The 12667-nt window shown below is 71.7% G+C and carries 12 protein-coding genes; 8 read left to right on the top strand and 4 right to left on the bottom strand.

Annotated features, from left to right (window positions below; genetic code table 11):
- Nucleotides 1-90: 90 nt before the first annotated feature.
- Nucleotides 91-1323, top strand: a complete 1233-nt coding sequence (locus ACIP89_RS01940; protein ID WP_402112448.1) for a GNAT family N-acetyltransferase — start codon at nucleotides 91-93, stop codon at nucleotides 1321-1323.
- A 129-nt stretch (nucleotides 1324-1452) separates the two neighbouring features.
- Here the strand turns inward: ACIP89_RS01940 and ACIP89_RS01935 are convergent, their stop codons facing one another.
- Both ACIP89_RS01935 and ACIP89_RS01930 read right to left on the bottom strand, forming a co-directional pair.
- Nucleotides 1453-2262, bottom strand: coding sequence for an Fpg/Nei family DNA glycosylase (locus ACIP89_RS01935; protein ID WP_402112446.1), 810 nt, complete (start codon nucleotides 2260-2262; stop codon nucleotides 1453-1455).
- Between the two features lie 86 nt (nucleotides 2263-2348).
- Nucleotides 2349-2837: a ribose-5-phosphate isomerase gene (locus ACIP89_RS01930; RefSeq protein ID WP_402112443.1), complete on the bottom strand. Its 489-nt coding sequence runs from the start codon at nucleotides 2835-2837 to the stop codon at nucleotides 2349-2351.
- A gap of 227 nt (nucleotides 2838-3064) precedes the next feature.
- On the opposite strand from ACIP89_RS01930, the gene ACIP89_RS01925 reads away from it, so the two are divergent.
- A complete protein-coding gene (locus ACIP89_RS01925) occupies nucleotides 3065-4516 on the top strand; it encodes an amino acid permease (RefSeq protein WP_402112440.1) in 1452 nt (483 codons plus the stop codon).
- 118 nt (nucleotides 4517-4634) lie between these two features.
- Complete coding sequence (locus tag ACIP89_RS01920) at nucleotides 4635-5942, top strand: FAD-binding oxidoreductase (protein ID WP_402112437.1); 1308 nt, start codon at nucleotides 4635-4637, stop codon at nucleotides 5940-5942.
- On the opposite strand, the gene ACIP89_RS01915 is transcribed toward ACIP89_RS01920, so the two are convergent.
- On the bottom strand, nucleotides 5923-6519 hold the full coding sequence (locus tag ACIP89_RS01915; RefSeq protein ID WP_401922115.1) for a biotin transporter BioY: 597 nt from the start codon (nucleotides 6517-6519) through the stop codon (nucleotides 5923-5925). The two genes, ACIP89_RS01920 and ACIP89_RS01915, sit on opposite strands and share 20 nt — an antisense overlap.
- A 402-nt stretch (nucleotides 6520-6921) precedes the next feature.
- On the opposite strand from ACIP89_RS01915, the gene ACIP89_RS01910 reads away from it, so the two are divergent.
- Together ACIP89_RS01910 and ACIP89_RS01905 are read left to right on the top strand one after the other, a co-directional pair.
- A complete protein-coding gene (locus tag ACIP89_RS01910; protein WP_402112434.1) occupies nucleotides 6922-8352 on the top strand; it encodes an amino acid permease in 1431 nt (476 codons plus the stop codon).
- 215 nt (nucleotides 8353-8567) lie between these two features.
- Nucleotides 8568-9209 carry a superoxide dismutase gene (locus ACIP89_RS01905; RefSeq protein ID WP_073739012.1) on the top strand — a complete coding sequence of 214 codons (642 nt, stop codon included), beginning with the start codon at nucleotides 8568-8570 and terminating at the stop codon, nucleotides 9207-9209.
- A gap of 137 nt (nucleotides 9210-9346) precedes the next feature.
- On the opposite strand, the gene ACIP89_RS01900 is transcribed toward ACIP89_RS01905, so the two are convergent.
- Nucleotides 9347-10015: an O-methyltransferase gene (locus tag ACIP89_RS01900; RefSeq protein ID WP_401921518.1), complete on the bottom strand. Its 669-nt coding sequence runs from the start codon at nucleotides 10013-10015 to the stop codon at nucleotides 9347-9349.
- A gap of 125 nt (nucleotides 10016-10140) precedes the next feature.
- Here ACIP89_RS01900 and ACIP89_RS01895 point away from each other — a divergent pair, with 125 nt between their 5' ends.
- From ACIP89_RS01895 to ACIP89_RS01885, 3 genes are all read left to right on the top strand, one after another.
- Nucleotides 10141-10980, top strand: coding sequence for an MOSC domain-containing protein (locus tag ACIP89_RS01895; protein WP_402112431.1), 840 nt, complete (start codon nucleotides 10141-10143; stop codon nucleotides 10978-10980).
- A gap of 138 nt (nucleotides 10981-11118) precedes the next feature.
- Nucleotides 11119-12084, top strand: a complete 966-nt coding sequence (locus tag ACIP89_RS01890) for an aldo/keto reductase (protein ID WP_401921521.1) — start codon at nucleotides 11119-11121, stop codon at nucleotides 12082-12084.
- Nucleotides 12085-12145: 61 nt separating this feature from the next.
- On the top strand, nucleotides 12146-12658 hold the full coding sequence (locus ACIP89_RS01885; RefSeq protein ID WP_401921522.1) for an NUDIX hydrolase: 513 nt from the start codon (nucleotides 12146-12148) through the stop codon (nucleotides 12656-12658).
- Nucleotides 12659-12667 lie beyond the last annotated feature (9 nt).

The following is a 12667-nucleotide window of genomic DNA, read 5'->3' as shown; positions in this document are numbered from 1 at the left end:
CACCCGACGGCCTCCGGTGCAGGGGGACCCCTGTGACAATGCGTTCGAAATCGGGTCGCCTGTCCGTCTCGCCCCTGGTAGGCATGGCATATGACTACAGAGCTCCGCGTGTTGCGGCCGTCCGAATGGAACGAATGGTTCGAGTGCCTGGAGCTCGCCTTCGGAGGAGTGGCCGAACCGCCCGAGCAACGCGAGCTGGAGGAATCGCTGACCGAGCACGAGCGCTCGCTCGGGATCTGGGACGGCCCCGATGTCGTCGCCACGTCCGGGGCGTTCAGCTTCCGGCTGGCCGTTCCGGGCGGCGCGCTGGTGCCGGCCGCCGGCGTGACGATGGTCAGCGTCGCGGCCACCCACCGCAGGCGCGGCCTGCTGACCTCGATGATGCGCCGGCAGCTCGACGACGTGCGGGCACTGGGTGAGCCGCTCGCCGTGCTCACGGCGTCGGAGCCGGCGATCTACGGCCGGTACGGGTACGGGGCGGCGACCCGCCAGATGTCCCTGACGATCGACACGGACCGGGTGCGGCTGAACGTCCCCGAGGGCACGGACGGGGTCCGGCTGCGGCACGCGAAGAAGGACGAGGCGGTCGCGGCCTGCGAGAGCGTGTATGCGCGCCTGGTGCCGGGCCGTCCCGGCACCCCGGCCCACGCTCCGGGCTGGGAGCGCAAGTCGCTCGTCGATCCGGTGAGTTCGCGGGAGGGCGGCTCCGCGTTGCAGTGCGTGCTGGCCGAGCGGGACGGTGAAGTGGTGGGTTACACCACGTACCACATCAAACCGGACTGGCAGACGGCCGGGCCCAAGGGCCGGGTCCTCGTGAGCGACCTGGCGGCGCTGGATCCGGCAGCGTACGCGGCGCTGTGGCGGTTCCTCTTCGGGATCGACCTGACGTCGACCGTCGAGGCACGGAACCGGCCGGTGGACGACGCGGTGCTGCACCTGGTCTCTGACGTGCGGCGGTGCGGGGTCCAGGTCCGGGACTCGCTCCATGTACGCCTGGTGGACGTGGGCGCGGCGCTGGAGGCACGGAGCTACCGGGGGCCGGTGGACGTGGTGTTCGAGGTCGAGGACGCGTTCTGCCCCTGGAACGCGGGGCGTTGGCGGCTGACAGCCGACGCGAAGGGCGGCGCGTCGTGCAAGCGCACGGAGGACGCGGCGGAGCTGGCGCTCTCGGTGCGGGAGTTGGGGACGGCGTACCTGGGCGGCGAATCACTGGGCGCGTTGGCCCTGGCCGGGCGGGTACGGGAGGTGCGGGCGGGGGCGTTGGCGGAGGCATCGTCGGCGTTCCTGTCCGACGTGGCACCGTGGCTGCCACGGGGGTTCTAACCGTGTGCGGGCCCGTCCGGCGACAGGCCTTGTCCTCAATCGCCGGACGGGCTTGATGTGGCCTGACTGGCGTGAGAATCGAGCCCGTCCGGCGGTTGAGGACAGCCCGGCGGGACGTGCAACCCGCGCTCAGCGGGACTGGCATCCCGGGCACCAGAACAGGTTCCGGGCCGACAGCTCCGCCGCCCGGATCTCCGTGCCGCAGACGTGGCAGGACTGCCGCGCGCGCCGGTAGACGTACACCTCGCCGCCGTGGTCGTCCACCCTCGGCGGGCGGCCCATCGCCTCCGGCAGGTGCTCGGCGCGGACCGTGTCGATGCGGTTGTTGCGCACGCCCTCGCGCATCAGCTCGCCCAGGTCCGTCCAGATCGCGTCCCACTCGCGGCGGGTGAGGTCCCGGCCGGCCCGGTACGGGTCGATGCCGTGCCGGAACAGCACCTCCGCGCGGTACACGTTTCCGACGCCCGCGACGACCTTCTGGTCCATCAGCAGGGCGGCCACGGTGATCCGGCTCCGGGAGATCCGCAGCCAGGCACGTTCGCCGTCCTCGTCGGAGCGCAGCGGGTCGGGGCCGAGCCGGTCGTGTATCGACTGCTTCTCGGCGTCGGTGATCAGCGCGCACGTGGTCGGGCCGCGCAGGTCCGCGTGGTGCTCGTCGTTGAGGAGGCGCAGCCGGACCGTGTCGGTGGGCGGCGGGGCCGGCACCGTACCGAATCCGAGCTTGCCGAACAGGCCGAGGTGGATGTGGACCCAGCCGGTTCCCGCGAAGCCGAGGAAGAGGTGCTTGCCGTGCGCGTCGGCGCCTTCGAGCACCCGGCCGTCGAGCAGCGCGGCGCTGTCGGAGAACTTGCCCTGCGGGCTGCTCACCCGCACCGGCCGGCCGGCGAACCTGTCCCGGTGGTCGTCCGCGAGGCGGTGGATCGTGTGGCCCTCGGGCACGGCGGCGGCGCTCCTGGGTGAGGCGGTGGTGCGGGCATGGCTGTGCCGCCGGGGGCTCCGGCGGCACAGCGGGGGCGGTGCGGCGGTCAGCCCTGCTGCGGGTGGTGGGCCGGGACCGGGGGGAGCTCGCCGGTGTTCTCGTACGCCGTGAGCATCGCGATGCGGCGGCTGTGCCGCTCCTCGCCGGAGTACGGAGTGGCGAGGAAGATCTCGACGAACTTCGTGCACTCCTCCTCGGTGTGCATCCGGCCGCCGATGGAGATCACGTTGGCGTCGTTGTGCTCGCGGCCCAGCGCGGCGGTCTGCTCGCTCCAGGCGAGTGCGGCGCGGACGCCCTTGACCTTGTTCGCGGCCATCTGCTCGCCGTTGCCGGAGCCGCCGATGACGATCCCGAGGCTGTCGGGGTCGGCGGCCGTCCTCTCGGCGGCACGCAGGCAGAACGGCGGATAGTCGTCCTGGGCGTCGTAGATGTGGGGACCGCAGTCGACGGCCTCGTGGCCCTGGGCCTTGAGCCACTCGACGAGGTGGTTCTTGAGTTCGTAACCGGCATGGTCGGATCCGAGGTACACGCGCATGGGAGGAGTGTGGCACGAGCTTCGCCGGGTAACCGACGACGGGGTGCGGTGTGGCCCTGATGTGCGGACCCTGTGCGCGCGAAGCCGCTGAAGCGATGATCGTGTCAACGATGCGGATGTGGGGGTTCCGCTTTCGGGGTTGACCGGGCTTCAATGCAACGCTCGCCGCCCACCACCGTGCGGCGGCGGGCACGCACCGAGTGATCCGAAACGTGAGGATTCGATCCATGACGTCGCAGACGACTCTGGCCGGACCGGGCCAACAGCCCGAGGGGCCGGGCCGGACGGGCCCCGGGGACGGGCTCCAGGCAGGCCTCAAGAACCGTCACCTCTCGATGATCGCCATCGGCGGCGTGATCGGCGCGGGCCTCTTCGTGGGGTCGAGCGCGGGCATCGCCGCCGCCGGACCGGCCATCCTGCTGTCGTACGCGCTGGTCGGCCTGATGGTCGTCTTCGTGATGCGGATGCTCGGGGAGATGGCCGCCGCGCGTCCGGCCTCCGGCTCCTTCTCCGCCTACGCCGACCAGGCGCTGGGCCGCTGGGCCGGTTTCTCGATCGGCTGGCTCTACTGGTTCTTCTGGGTCGTGGTGCTCGCCGTCGAGGCCACGGCGGGTGCCAAGATCCTGGAGAACTGGGTGCCGGGCGTCCCGCAGTGGGCCTGGGCGCTGATCGTGATGCTGGTACTGACCGCGACGAACCTGGTCTCGGTCGGCTCGTACGGGGAGTTCGAGTTCTGGTTCGCCGGGATCAAGGTCGTCGCGATCGGCGCCTTCGTGATCGTCGGGCTGCTCGCCGTCTTCGGCGTACTGCCGGGCTCGGACAACGCCGGCTCGGGGCTGGCCCACCTCACCGACACCGGCGGCTTCTTCCCCAAGGGTCCCGGCGCCATCCTCACCGGGGTGCTGATGGTGGTCTTCTCCTTCATGGGCAGCGAGATCGTGACGCTGGCGGCCGGTGAGTCGGAGGACCCGCAGCGCGCCGTCCAGAAGGCCACCAACAGCGTGATCTGGCGGATCGCCGTCTTCTACCTGGGCTCGATCTTCGTCGTGCTGACCCTGCTGCCGTGGAACGACGCCTCGATCATGGAGAAGGGCAGCTACGTCGCCGCGCTCGACTCGATCGGCATCCCGCACGCCGGACAGGTGATGGACGTCATCGTGCTCACCGCCGTGCTGTCCTGCCTCAACTCCGGCCTCTACACGGCCTCCCGGATGGCCTTCTCGCTCGGCGGCCGCGGTGACGCCCCGAAGGCGTTCGCCCGGACCAACAAGCGGGGCGTGCCGCAGGCGGCCATCCTGTCCTCCGTGGTCTTCGGCTTCGTCGCCGTCTTCTTCAACTACCAGTGGCCGGACACCGTCTTCGCGTTTCTGCTGAACTCCTCCGGCGCGGTCGCCCTGTTCGTCTGGCTGGTCATCTGCTTCACCCAGCTGCGGATGCGCGGCATCATCCTGCGCGAGTCGCCGGAGAAGCTGGTCGTACGGATGTGGCTCTTCCCGTATCTGACCTGGGCGACCATCGCGATGATCTCGTTCGTGCTGGTCTACATGCTGACCGATGACGCGGGACGCGAGCAGGTGCTGCTCTCGCTGCTGGTCGCGGTCCTGGTGGTGGCCGTCTCGCTGGTGCGCGAGGTGCGCGGGCGCCGCAACGGCACCCCGGCCGGGAAGTCCGCCGAATGAGCCTCCATACCTGACCGGAACTGTCAGGTATCGCGGGGAGGCTCTCCCTCGTAAGCCGGCGAACGCGTGAGCCACCGAGCGCGTGAGCCATCGAGCGAGCGAGTGGAGAGCCTCCGCCATGACTGCCGTCCCGTCCGGTTTCCAGACCGGTTTCCCCGTCCGCCCGGACCTCGTCGTGGAGGCCGCCGGGGCCGGTGACGTACGTGACGCCGTGGCACGCGCCGCCTCTGGCGGCCTCCGGGTCGCCGTCCGGGCCACCGGGCACGGGCTGGCCGGCCCCGTGGAGAGCGGGGTCCTGATCGACACCCGCCGGATGGACTCCGTACGGATCGACCCGGTGCGCCGCACCGCCGCGATCGGGGCGGGCACCACCTGGGGGCAGGTGGTCGAGGCGGCCGCGCCGCACGGGCTGGCCCCGCTGAACGGTTCCGCGCCCGGCGTGGGCGCCGTCTCCTACACGCTGGGCGGCGGGCTGGGCATCCTGGGCCGGGAGTTCGGGTACGCCGCCGACCATGTGCGGTCGCTCGACGTGGTGACGGGCGACGGGGTGCTCCGGCATGTCACCCCGGAGGACGAACCGGACCTGTTCTGGGGGCTGCGCGGCGGCGGGCACCGGCTGGGCGTGGTGACGGGCCTGGAGACCGGGCTCGTCCCGGTGGCCCGGCTGTACGGCGGCTCGATCGCCTTCGACGGGGACGGCGGGGCCGGCGCCGAGGTGCTCCGGCGCTATCCGGAGTGGACCCGGACCCTGCCCGACGCGCTGACGTCGTCGGTGGCCGCACTCGTGTACCCGGATGTGCCGCAGGTGCCGGAGGCGGTGCGGGGCCGGTACGTCGTCTCCGTGCGTGTGGCGTACACCGGGAGCGCGGCCGGGGGCGAGCGCCTCGTCGCACCGCTGCGGGCGATCGGGCCGGTGCTCGCGGACTCGCTGCGGGAGATGCCGTACACGCAGAGCCCGGGTATTCACAACGATCCGCCGTTCCCGCACGCGTACTACGGGGACGGGCTGATGCTGAGCGGACTGGATCCGGAGCGCGCGGTGCGGGTGCTGGAGCTGACCGGCCGCGAGGCTCCGATGATGACCGTGGTCCAGCTCAACCACCTGGGCGGCGCCCTGGCCACCGCCCCGACGGCGGAGAACGCGGTGCCGTACCGGGAGGCGGGGTTCCTGCTCCGGCTGCTGTCCCCGCTGGACGGTACGGACGTGGCCGCCGTCCGGGCCCTGTACGAGGAGGTGGCCGGGGTCCTCGCACCGCTCGTCGTGGGCCGTTCGCTGAACTTCTCCTTCGGCGGCGGGGACCGTACGGACGGGTTCCACGGCCGCCGGACACGCGAGAGGCTCGCCGGTCTGGTGTCGCGTCACGACCCGGCGAGCCTCTTCGGTGGTGCGTACGGAAGCGGCGGGATCAGCCCCGGCGGCCGATGAGCTTCCAGGACGCGGGCAGCGCGCCCATCGCGAGCGCCGCCTTCAGCGCGTCGCCGAGCAGGAACGGCGTCAGGCCGGCCGCGATCGCGGCGCTCGCCGACATGCCGGTGGACAGCGCCAGGTAGGGCACGCCGACCGAGTAGATGATGGCCGAGCCGAGCACCATGGTGCCCGCCGTGCGCAGCGCCGAGCGGTCGCCGCCGCGGCGGGCCAGGCCGCCCACCACGGTCGCGGCGAGCAGCATGCCGAGCACGTAGCCGAACGAGGCACCGCCCGGACCGGAGCTGCCGGCCGAGAACCACGGCATGCCCGCCATGCCGACGAGCGCGTAGACGGCGAGCGCGAGGAAGCCGCGGCGGGCTCCGAGCGCGGTGCCGACCAGGAGCGCGGCGAAGGTCTGGCCGGTGACCGGGACCGGCGAGCCGGGCACCGGCACGGCGATCTGCGCGGCTATGCCGGTGAGCGCGGCGCCGCCGAGCACCAGGGCGGTGTCCACGGCGTAGCGGTGCCGGGCGGCGGGCAGCAGGTCGGCGAGGACCGCTCCGGTACGGACGGGGGCGGCGGCAGCAGTACTCATCGGGACTCCGCGGGGTGAGGGCAGGTGGGTGGAGGGCTGAAGCCTGACGCTATCCGACGGAGCGATGCTCGATCACCATCAGCGGCCCACAAAGCGGCGGTTGAGGCATTGGTGGGATTCACACAAAGCGCGGCACACCATTACCCCTGGACGTGATGCTCATCACGGAGGTCGGAGCGGATCAACCGCTCGCCGGCGGAGAGGTGCGACGGGGGCCGACTGTCGACTCCCTCTAAACGGCGGACCCGTGACGGAACCTCGGCACGGGGCCGCTCCACGCCGTGCGGTGCGCGCCCTGTGTGGGCATGGTGCCCGTATAGCGGATTTCCGTTCCGCCTGAGCGGGGGACGCGTCCAGACTGGGACGCGTCCCCCCGTCTCACCGACCGAACAGAGTCAGTCCATGCCCCGGACCTCCGTGCCTCCCCCCACCGGCACCCCGGCCGCCGCTTCCGGCCAGGGGACCGATTCGGCCCTCACCCACGGGCTCAAGCAGCGCCATCTGTCGATGATCGCCCTCGGCGGCGTCATCGGCGCCGGGCTGTTCGTCGGCTCCGGCGCGGGAATCGCCGCGGCGGGCCCCTCGATCGTCATCGCCTACGCCTGTTCCGGGCTGCTGGTCATGCTCGTGATGCGGATGCTCGGCGAGATGTCGGCGGCCAATCCGGCGTCCGGCTCCTTCTCCGTGCACGCCGAGCGGGCGATCGGCCCGTGGGCGGGGTTCACGGCGGGCTGGGCGTTCTGGGTGCTGCTCTGCGTCGCCGTCGGCCTCGAAGGGATCGGTGCGGCGAAGATCGTCACCGGCTGGCTGCCCGGAACGCCGGAGTGGGCCTGGGTGGCGCTGTTCATGGTGGTGTTCCTGGGGACGAACCTGGCCTCCGTGACGAAGTTCGGCGAGTTCGAGTTCTGGTTCGCCGCCCTCAAGGTCGTCGCGATCACGCTGTTCCTGGTGCTGGGCGTGCTGGCGATCCTGGGGGTGCTCCCGGACACGGACGCGCCGGGCACGGCCAACCTCAGCGGCGAGGGCGGCTTCCTGCCGAACGGCTCCGAGGGGCTGGTCATCGGGCTGCTCGCCTCCGTCTTCGCGTACGGCGGCCTGGAGACCGTCACCATCGCCGCGGCCGAGTCCGAGAACCCGGTGCGGGGCGTCGCGAAGGCCGTGCGGACGGCGATGTGGCGGATCGCGCTCTTCTACGTCGGCTCGATGGCGGTCATCGTCACACTGGTCCCGTGGGACGACCCGAAGGTCGTCTCGGTCGGCCCCTTCTACGCGGCCCTGGACCACCTCGGGATCAGCGCCGCCGCGGAGATCATGAACGTGGTCATCCTGGTGGCGCTGCTCTCCGCGATGAACGCCAACATCTACGGCGCCTCGCGCATGGCCTGCTCGCTGGTGGCCCGGGGCCAGGGTCCGAAGCGGCTCGGCCGGGTCTCGTCCGGCGTGCCGCGCGGCGCGGTGCTGGTCTCCTCCGTGTTCGGCTTCCTGTGCGTGCTGCTGAGCTACTGGCGGCCCGACGACGTCTTCCCCTGGCTGCTCAACATGACCGGGGCGGTGATCCTGGTCGTCTGGATCTTCATCGCCGTCTCCCAGCTGATCCTGCGCGCCCGGCTGGAGCGGGAGGAGCCGCAGAAGCTGGTGGTCCGGATGTGGCTGTTCCCGGGGCTCACGGTCGTGGCCCTGCTCGCCATGGCCGGCATCTTCGTCCTGATGCTCCGCCAGCCGGACACCCGCGACCAGTTGCTGGCGACGGGCGCGCTGACGGCGGTCCTGATCGTCATCGGCGTCGTACGCCAGCGCCGCTCGGCGGCCCCGCCCCCGGCGGCGGACGCGTAGACCGGACGCGCGGACCGGGCACCCACGCGGTGCACGAAGCGCCGGGCGGGCCGGAACACTCCGGCCCGCCCGGCGCTTCCGTATGCCCGGAAGGGGCCGCGGGCGGCCGGAGTCCTACGCCGAAGGGCTGATCCACCCTCAGCCACTCCTGCTGTTAGCCTGCTCTTGCATATAGGTTGCAATAACAACAGGACAGCAGCTGGAGGGTTCGCACCATGGCCACCTACACGCTCCCGGAACTCCCGTACGACTACGCGGCGCTCGAACCGGTCATCAATCCGCAGATCATCGAGCTCCACCACGACAAGCACCACGCCGCGTACGTGAAGGGCGCGAACGACACCCTGGAGCAGCTGGAGGAGGCGCGCGACAAGGAGGCCTGGGGAGCCATCAACGGGCTCCAGAAGAACCTCGCGTTCCACCTCTCCGGCCACATCCTGCACTCGATCTACTGGCACAACATGACGGGTGACGGCGGCGGCGAGCCCCTCGCGGCGGACGGTGTCGGCGGCCTCGCGGACGCGATCACCGAGTCTTTCGGCTCCTTCGCGGGCTTCAAGTCCCAGCTGACGAAGGCCGCGGCCACCACGCAGGGCTCCGGCTGGGGCGTCCTCGCGTACGAGCCCGTCAGCGGCAAGCTGATCGTCGAGCAGGTCTACGACCACCAGGGCAACGTGGGCCAGGGCTCGGTCCCGGTCCTCGTCTTCGACGCCTGGGAGCACGCCTTCTACCTGCAGTACAAGAACCAGAAGGTCGACTTCATCGAGGCGATGTGGCGCGTCGTCAACTGGCAGGACGTGGCGAAGCGGTACGCGGCCGCCAAGGAGCGCGCGGACGTGCTCCTGCTCGCCCCCTGACCCGGACCGAGCCGCCCCCTGACGTCCTGCCTCGTGATCGTCTTCTCAACCTTCACCGGGCAGGCGGATGAACGAAGGGCCCCCGCGAGGACATGACTCGCGGGGGCCCTTCCATGTCCGCGTGGCGCGGACGGCGGCTACTCGGTCACCAGGGCCATCAGCAGGCCGTCGTACCCCTTGGCGCCGACGGTCTGGAGCGCGGTCGCGGTCAGGGTCGGCTCGGCCGCGACGAGTTCGGTGAACCGGCGCACGCCCCGCACCTTCGGGTCCTCGCTCCCGGCGTCGGCCACCTCGCCGTCGCGCACGACGTTGTCGGCGACGATCAGACTGCCGGGCCGGGTCAGCTTCAGCGACCAGGCCAGGTAGTCGGGGTTGCTCGGCTTGTCGGCGTCGATGAACACGACGTCGAACGGCCCGTACCCCTGCTCCGCGAGGAGCGGCAGCGTGTCGAGGGCCGGGCCCACCCGGACCTCCACGACCTCCGCCAGACCGGCGCGCTCGATGTTCCGGCGCGCCACCTCGGCGCACTCCGGATCGGCTTCGAGCGTGACGACGCTGCCGCCCGCGGGGAGCGCACGCGCCAGCCAGATGGTGCTGTACCCGCCCAGGGTGCCGATCTCCAGCACCGTGCGCGCCCCCTGGAGCCGGGTCAGCAGGTTCAGCAGCTTGCCCTGGTTGGCCGCGACCTGGATCGCCGGCAGCCCGGCCTTCTCACTGGCCTCGACGGCCGCGTCCAGCGCCTCGTCCGGGCCCAGCAGCAGAGCGTTGAAGTAGTCGTCGACCTCTGCCCAGCGCGCCTGCGACATGGCATGTCCCCTCTCGGCACCCTGTCGGCACCTCTGTCCGCACCACTTACGTTCCCAAAAGGAACTTACATCATGCGGGGTGAATGGGATGATGGTGGCCCCAGCGTTTCCCTGGAGAGGACGTCATGACGATCACCGTGCGAGAGCTGGTGCACTACCCGGTCAAGGGCTGCGCGGGGACCGCCACCGAATCCGCGCGGGTCGTCGGAACCGGCCTCGAACACGACCGGACCTTCATGGTGGTGGACGCCGGGGAAGGCGCCTTCCGCAGCCAGCGCACGCACCCGGTGATGGCCGCGGTCAAGGTCACCGTCCTGCGGTCCGGGGCGGCGCTGGCGCTCTCCGCCGCAGGCGTCGAGCCCCTGCTCCTGGAGGTCGACCGGGACGGCCCGCGCCGCGACGTCAGCATGTTCGACCGCCCGCTCGGCGCGGCCGTCGACCAGGGCGACACGGTCGCGGACTGGTTCTCCGAGGTACTGGGAGCCAAGTCGCGCCTGGTGCGCGCGGCCCCCGGATTCGACCGGGACGGCTGGGGCGAGACCCCCGGCAAGCTCAACTTCGCGGACGCGCACGCGGTACTGGTCACCTCGACCGCCTCGCTGGACGACCTGAACGCCCGGATCGCCGCACGGGGCGACGCCGACGCCGTGCCGATGGACCGGTTCCGCCCCAACATCGTCCTGACCGGCAAGGACGAACCGCACTTCGAGGACCGGGTGCGCCGGATGACCCTGGGCACCGTCGAACTCGCCCACTCGGTACGGGCGACGCGCTGCAGCGTCCCGCTCGTCGACCAGATCACCGGCCTGCGCAAGGGGCCGGAACCGGTCCGGACCCTGGCGACGTACCGGCGCGAGGCGCAGTACGGGAACCGGGTCAGCTTCGGTGTGAAGAACGCGGTGGTCTGCGAGGGCGTGGTGAGCGTGGGCGACCCGGTCACCGTCCACAGCCTGGTCACCCCTTGACCTCCGGGCCCCGCTCCTCCGGACCCGCGCCCCCGAAAACCACCTGACCCCGCCGCGCGGGTCGCCTATCGTCAGCGTCATTTGCCGGTACGGAGCCACGCCCCGCGCCGGCCCCGGACGATGACGTGGAGGACGACGGTGCGCTACCGCGAACTGGGACGCAGTGGGATGCGGGTATCCGAGATCGGCTACGGCGCGTGGGGCATCGGCGAGTCCAGCTGGGTGGGCGCCACGGAGAACGAGTCCGTCCGCGCCCTCCACCGGGCCGTCGACCTCGGCGTGAACTTCATCGACACGGCACGCGGCTACGGCGAGAGCGAGCGCATCGTCGGACAGGTGGTGCGGGAGCGGGCCGGGGACGAGGTGCTGGTCGCGACCAAGGTGCCGCCGGAGAACGGGGTGTGGCCCCCGGCCGACGGCACGGACCCGGCCCGGACGTTCTCGGGCAGGCACATCCGCGCGACCCTGGAGACGAGCCTGCGCGCCTCGGGGCTGGACCACTTCGACGTGCTCCAGTTCCACGTCTGGCACGACGAGTGGGTGGGGCGCGGCGACTGGCTGGAGACGGTCACCGAGCTGAAGCGCGAGGGGAAGATCCGGCTGTTCGGGGTCTCCGTCAACGACCACCGGCCCGAGAGCGCGCTCGCGCTGGTCCGCAGCGGTGCGGTGGACAGCGTGCAGGTCATCTACAACGTGTTCGACCAGTCACCGGCCGACGAGCTGCTGCCCGCCTGCCAGGAGCACGGTGTCGGGGTCATCGTCCGAGTGGCCCTGGACGAGGGCGGGCTGACCGGCCGGATCACCGCCGGCACGACGTTCCCCGAGGGCGACTGGCGCAACCGCTACTTCCGGGACGACCGGCCGGCCCAGGTCGAGCGCCGGGTGGCGGCGATCGTCGCGGACCTGGGCATCGAGCCGGACGCCGTCGCGGAGCACGCGCTGCGGTTCGTACTGAGTTCGCCCGCGGTCTCCACCGTCATCCCCGGGATGCGCAGCGTGCGCAACGTGGAGCGCAACACCGCGCTGAGCGACGGTCGCCCGCTCACCGGGGACCAGCTCGCCGTGCTGGCCGGGCACCGCTGGCAGCGCGACTTCTACGCCTGAGCCGCGCCGGGCCGCGCCGGGCGCGACGGCGGCCCGGTGGCCCTCGTTAGGGTCCTGGCCCATGGCGATACGGAAGCGGTACACGTCCCGGGTCCTGCTGACCGACGAGCGCGACCGGCTGCTGTTGCTGTGTGGCCGCGATCCGCGCCGTGCGGGGGCGCGTTGGTGGTTCACGGTCGGCGGCGGAGTGGAGGCCGGTGAGGACTACGTGGCGGCGGCGCTGCGCGAGGTCCGCGAGGAGACCGCGCTGGAGCTGACCGCCGCCCGGCTGGGCCCGGTCGTCTGGACCCGGCAGATCCGGTTCGGGGTGGACGGTCGGCACTTCGACCAGTACGAGGAGTACCGCCCGGTCCGGGTCACGGCCGCCGAGGTGCCGGGGATGCGGGTGGCGACCGACGAGGGCTCGTACGGCCATCACTGGTGGACCGTGGACGAGCTCCGCAGCACCTCGGAGACCGTCCATCCGACCGGGATGGGCGGGCTGCTCCCCCCGGTGCTGACCGGGACCGCGCTGCCCCACCCGCCGGTGCACCTGGGTGACTTCGACGTGGACGAGCAGCGCGACGCCTGCTGAGACGGACCG

The sequence above is a fragment of the Streptomyces sp. NPDC088730 genome, from assembly GCF_044751215.1.
In the GTDB taxonomy this organism is placed as follows: Bacteria; Actinomycetota; Actinomycetes; order Streptomycetales; family Streptomycetaceae; genus Streptomyces.
Note: the sequence above shows the minus strand (reverse complement) of the source record. Positions and strands in the feature narration are given on the sequence as shown.

What these genes read in the sequence shown, in the direction of transcription:
- ACIP89_RS01885 (WP_401921522.1), top strand. Translation starts at nt 12,146, where the DNA reads ATGGCGATACGGAAGCGGTACACGTCCCGGGTCCTGCTGACCGACGAG.
- ACIP89_RS01940 (WP_402112448.1), top strand. Translation starts at nt 91, where the DNA reads ATGACTACAGAGCTCCGCGTGTTGCGGCCGTCCGAATGGAACGAATGG.
- ACIP89_RS01895 (WP_402112431.1), top strand. Translation starts at nt 10,141, where the DNA reads ATGACGATCACCGTGCGAGAGCTGGTGCACTACCCGGTCAAGGGCTGC.
- ACIP89_RS01910 (WP_402112434.1), top strand. Translation starts at nt 6,922, where the DNA reads ATGCCCCGGACCTCCGTGCCTCCCCCCACCGGCACCCCGGCCGCCGCT.
- ACIP89_RS01915 (WP_401922115.1), bottom strand. Translation starts at nt 6,519, where the DNA reads ATGAGTACTGCTGCCGCCGCCCCCGTCCGTACCGGAGCGGTCCTCGCC.
- ACIP89_RS01925 (WP_402112440.1), top strand. Translation starts at nt 3,065, where the DNA reads ATGACGTCGCAGACGACTCTGGCCGGACCGGGCCAACAGCCCGAGGGG.
- ACIP89_RS01930 (WP_402112443.1), bottom strand. Translation starts at nt 2,837, where the DNA reads ATGCGCGTGTACCTCGGATCCGACCATGCCGGTTACGAACTCAAGAAC.
- ACIP89_RS01905 (WP_073739012.1), top strand. Translation starts at nt 8,568, where the DNA reads ATGGCCACCTACACGCTCCCGGAACTCCCGTACGACTACGCGGCGCTC.
- ACIP89_RS01920 (WP_402112437.1), top strand. Translation starts at nt 4,635, where the DNA reads ATGACTGCCGTCCCGTCCGGTTTCCAGACCGGTTTCCCCGTCCGCCCG.
- ACIP89_RS01900 (WP_401921518.1), bottom strand. Translation starts at nt 10,015, where the DNA reads ATGTCGCAGGCGCGCTGGGCAGAGGTCGACGACTACTTCAACGCTCTG.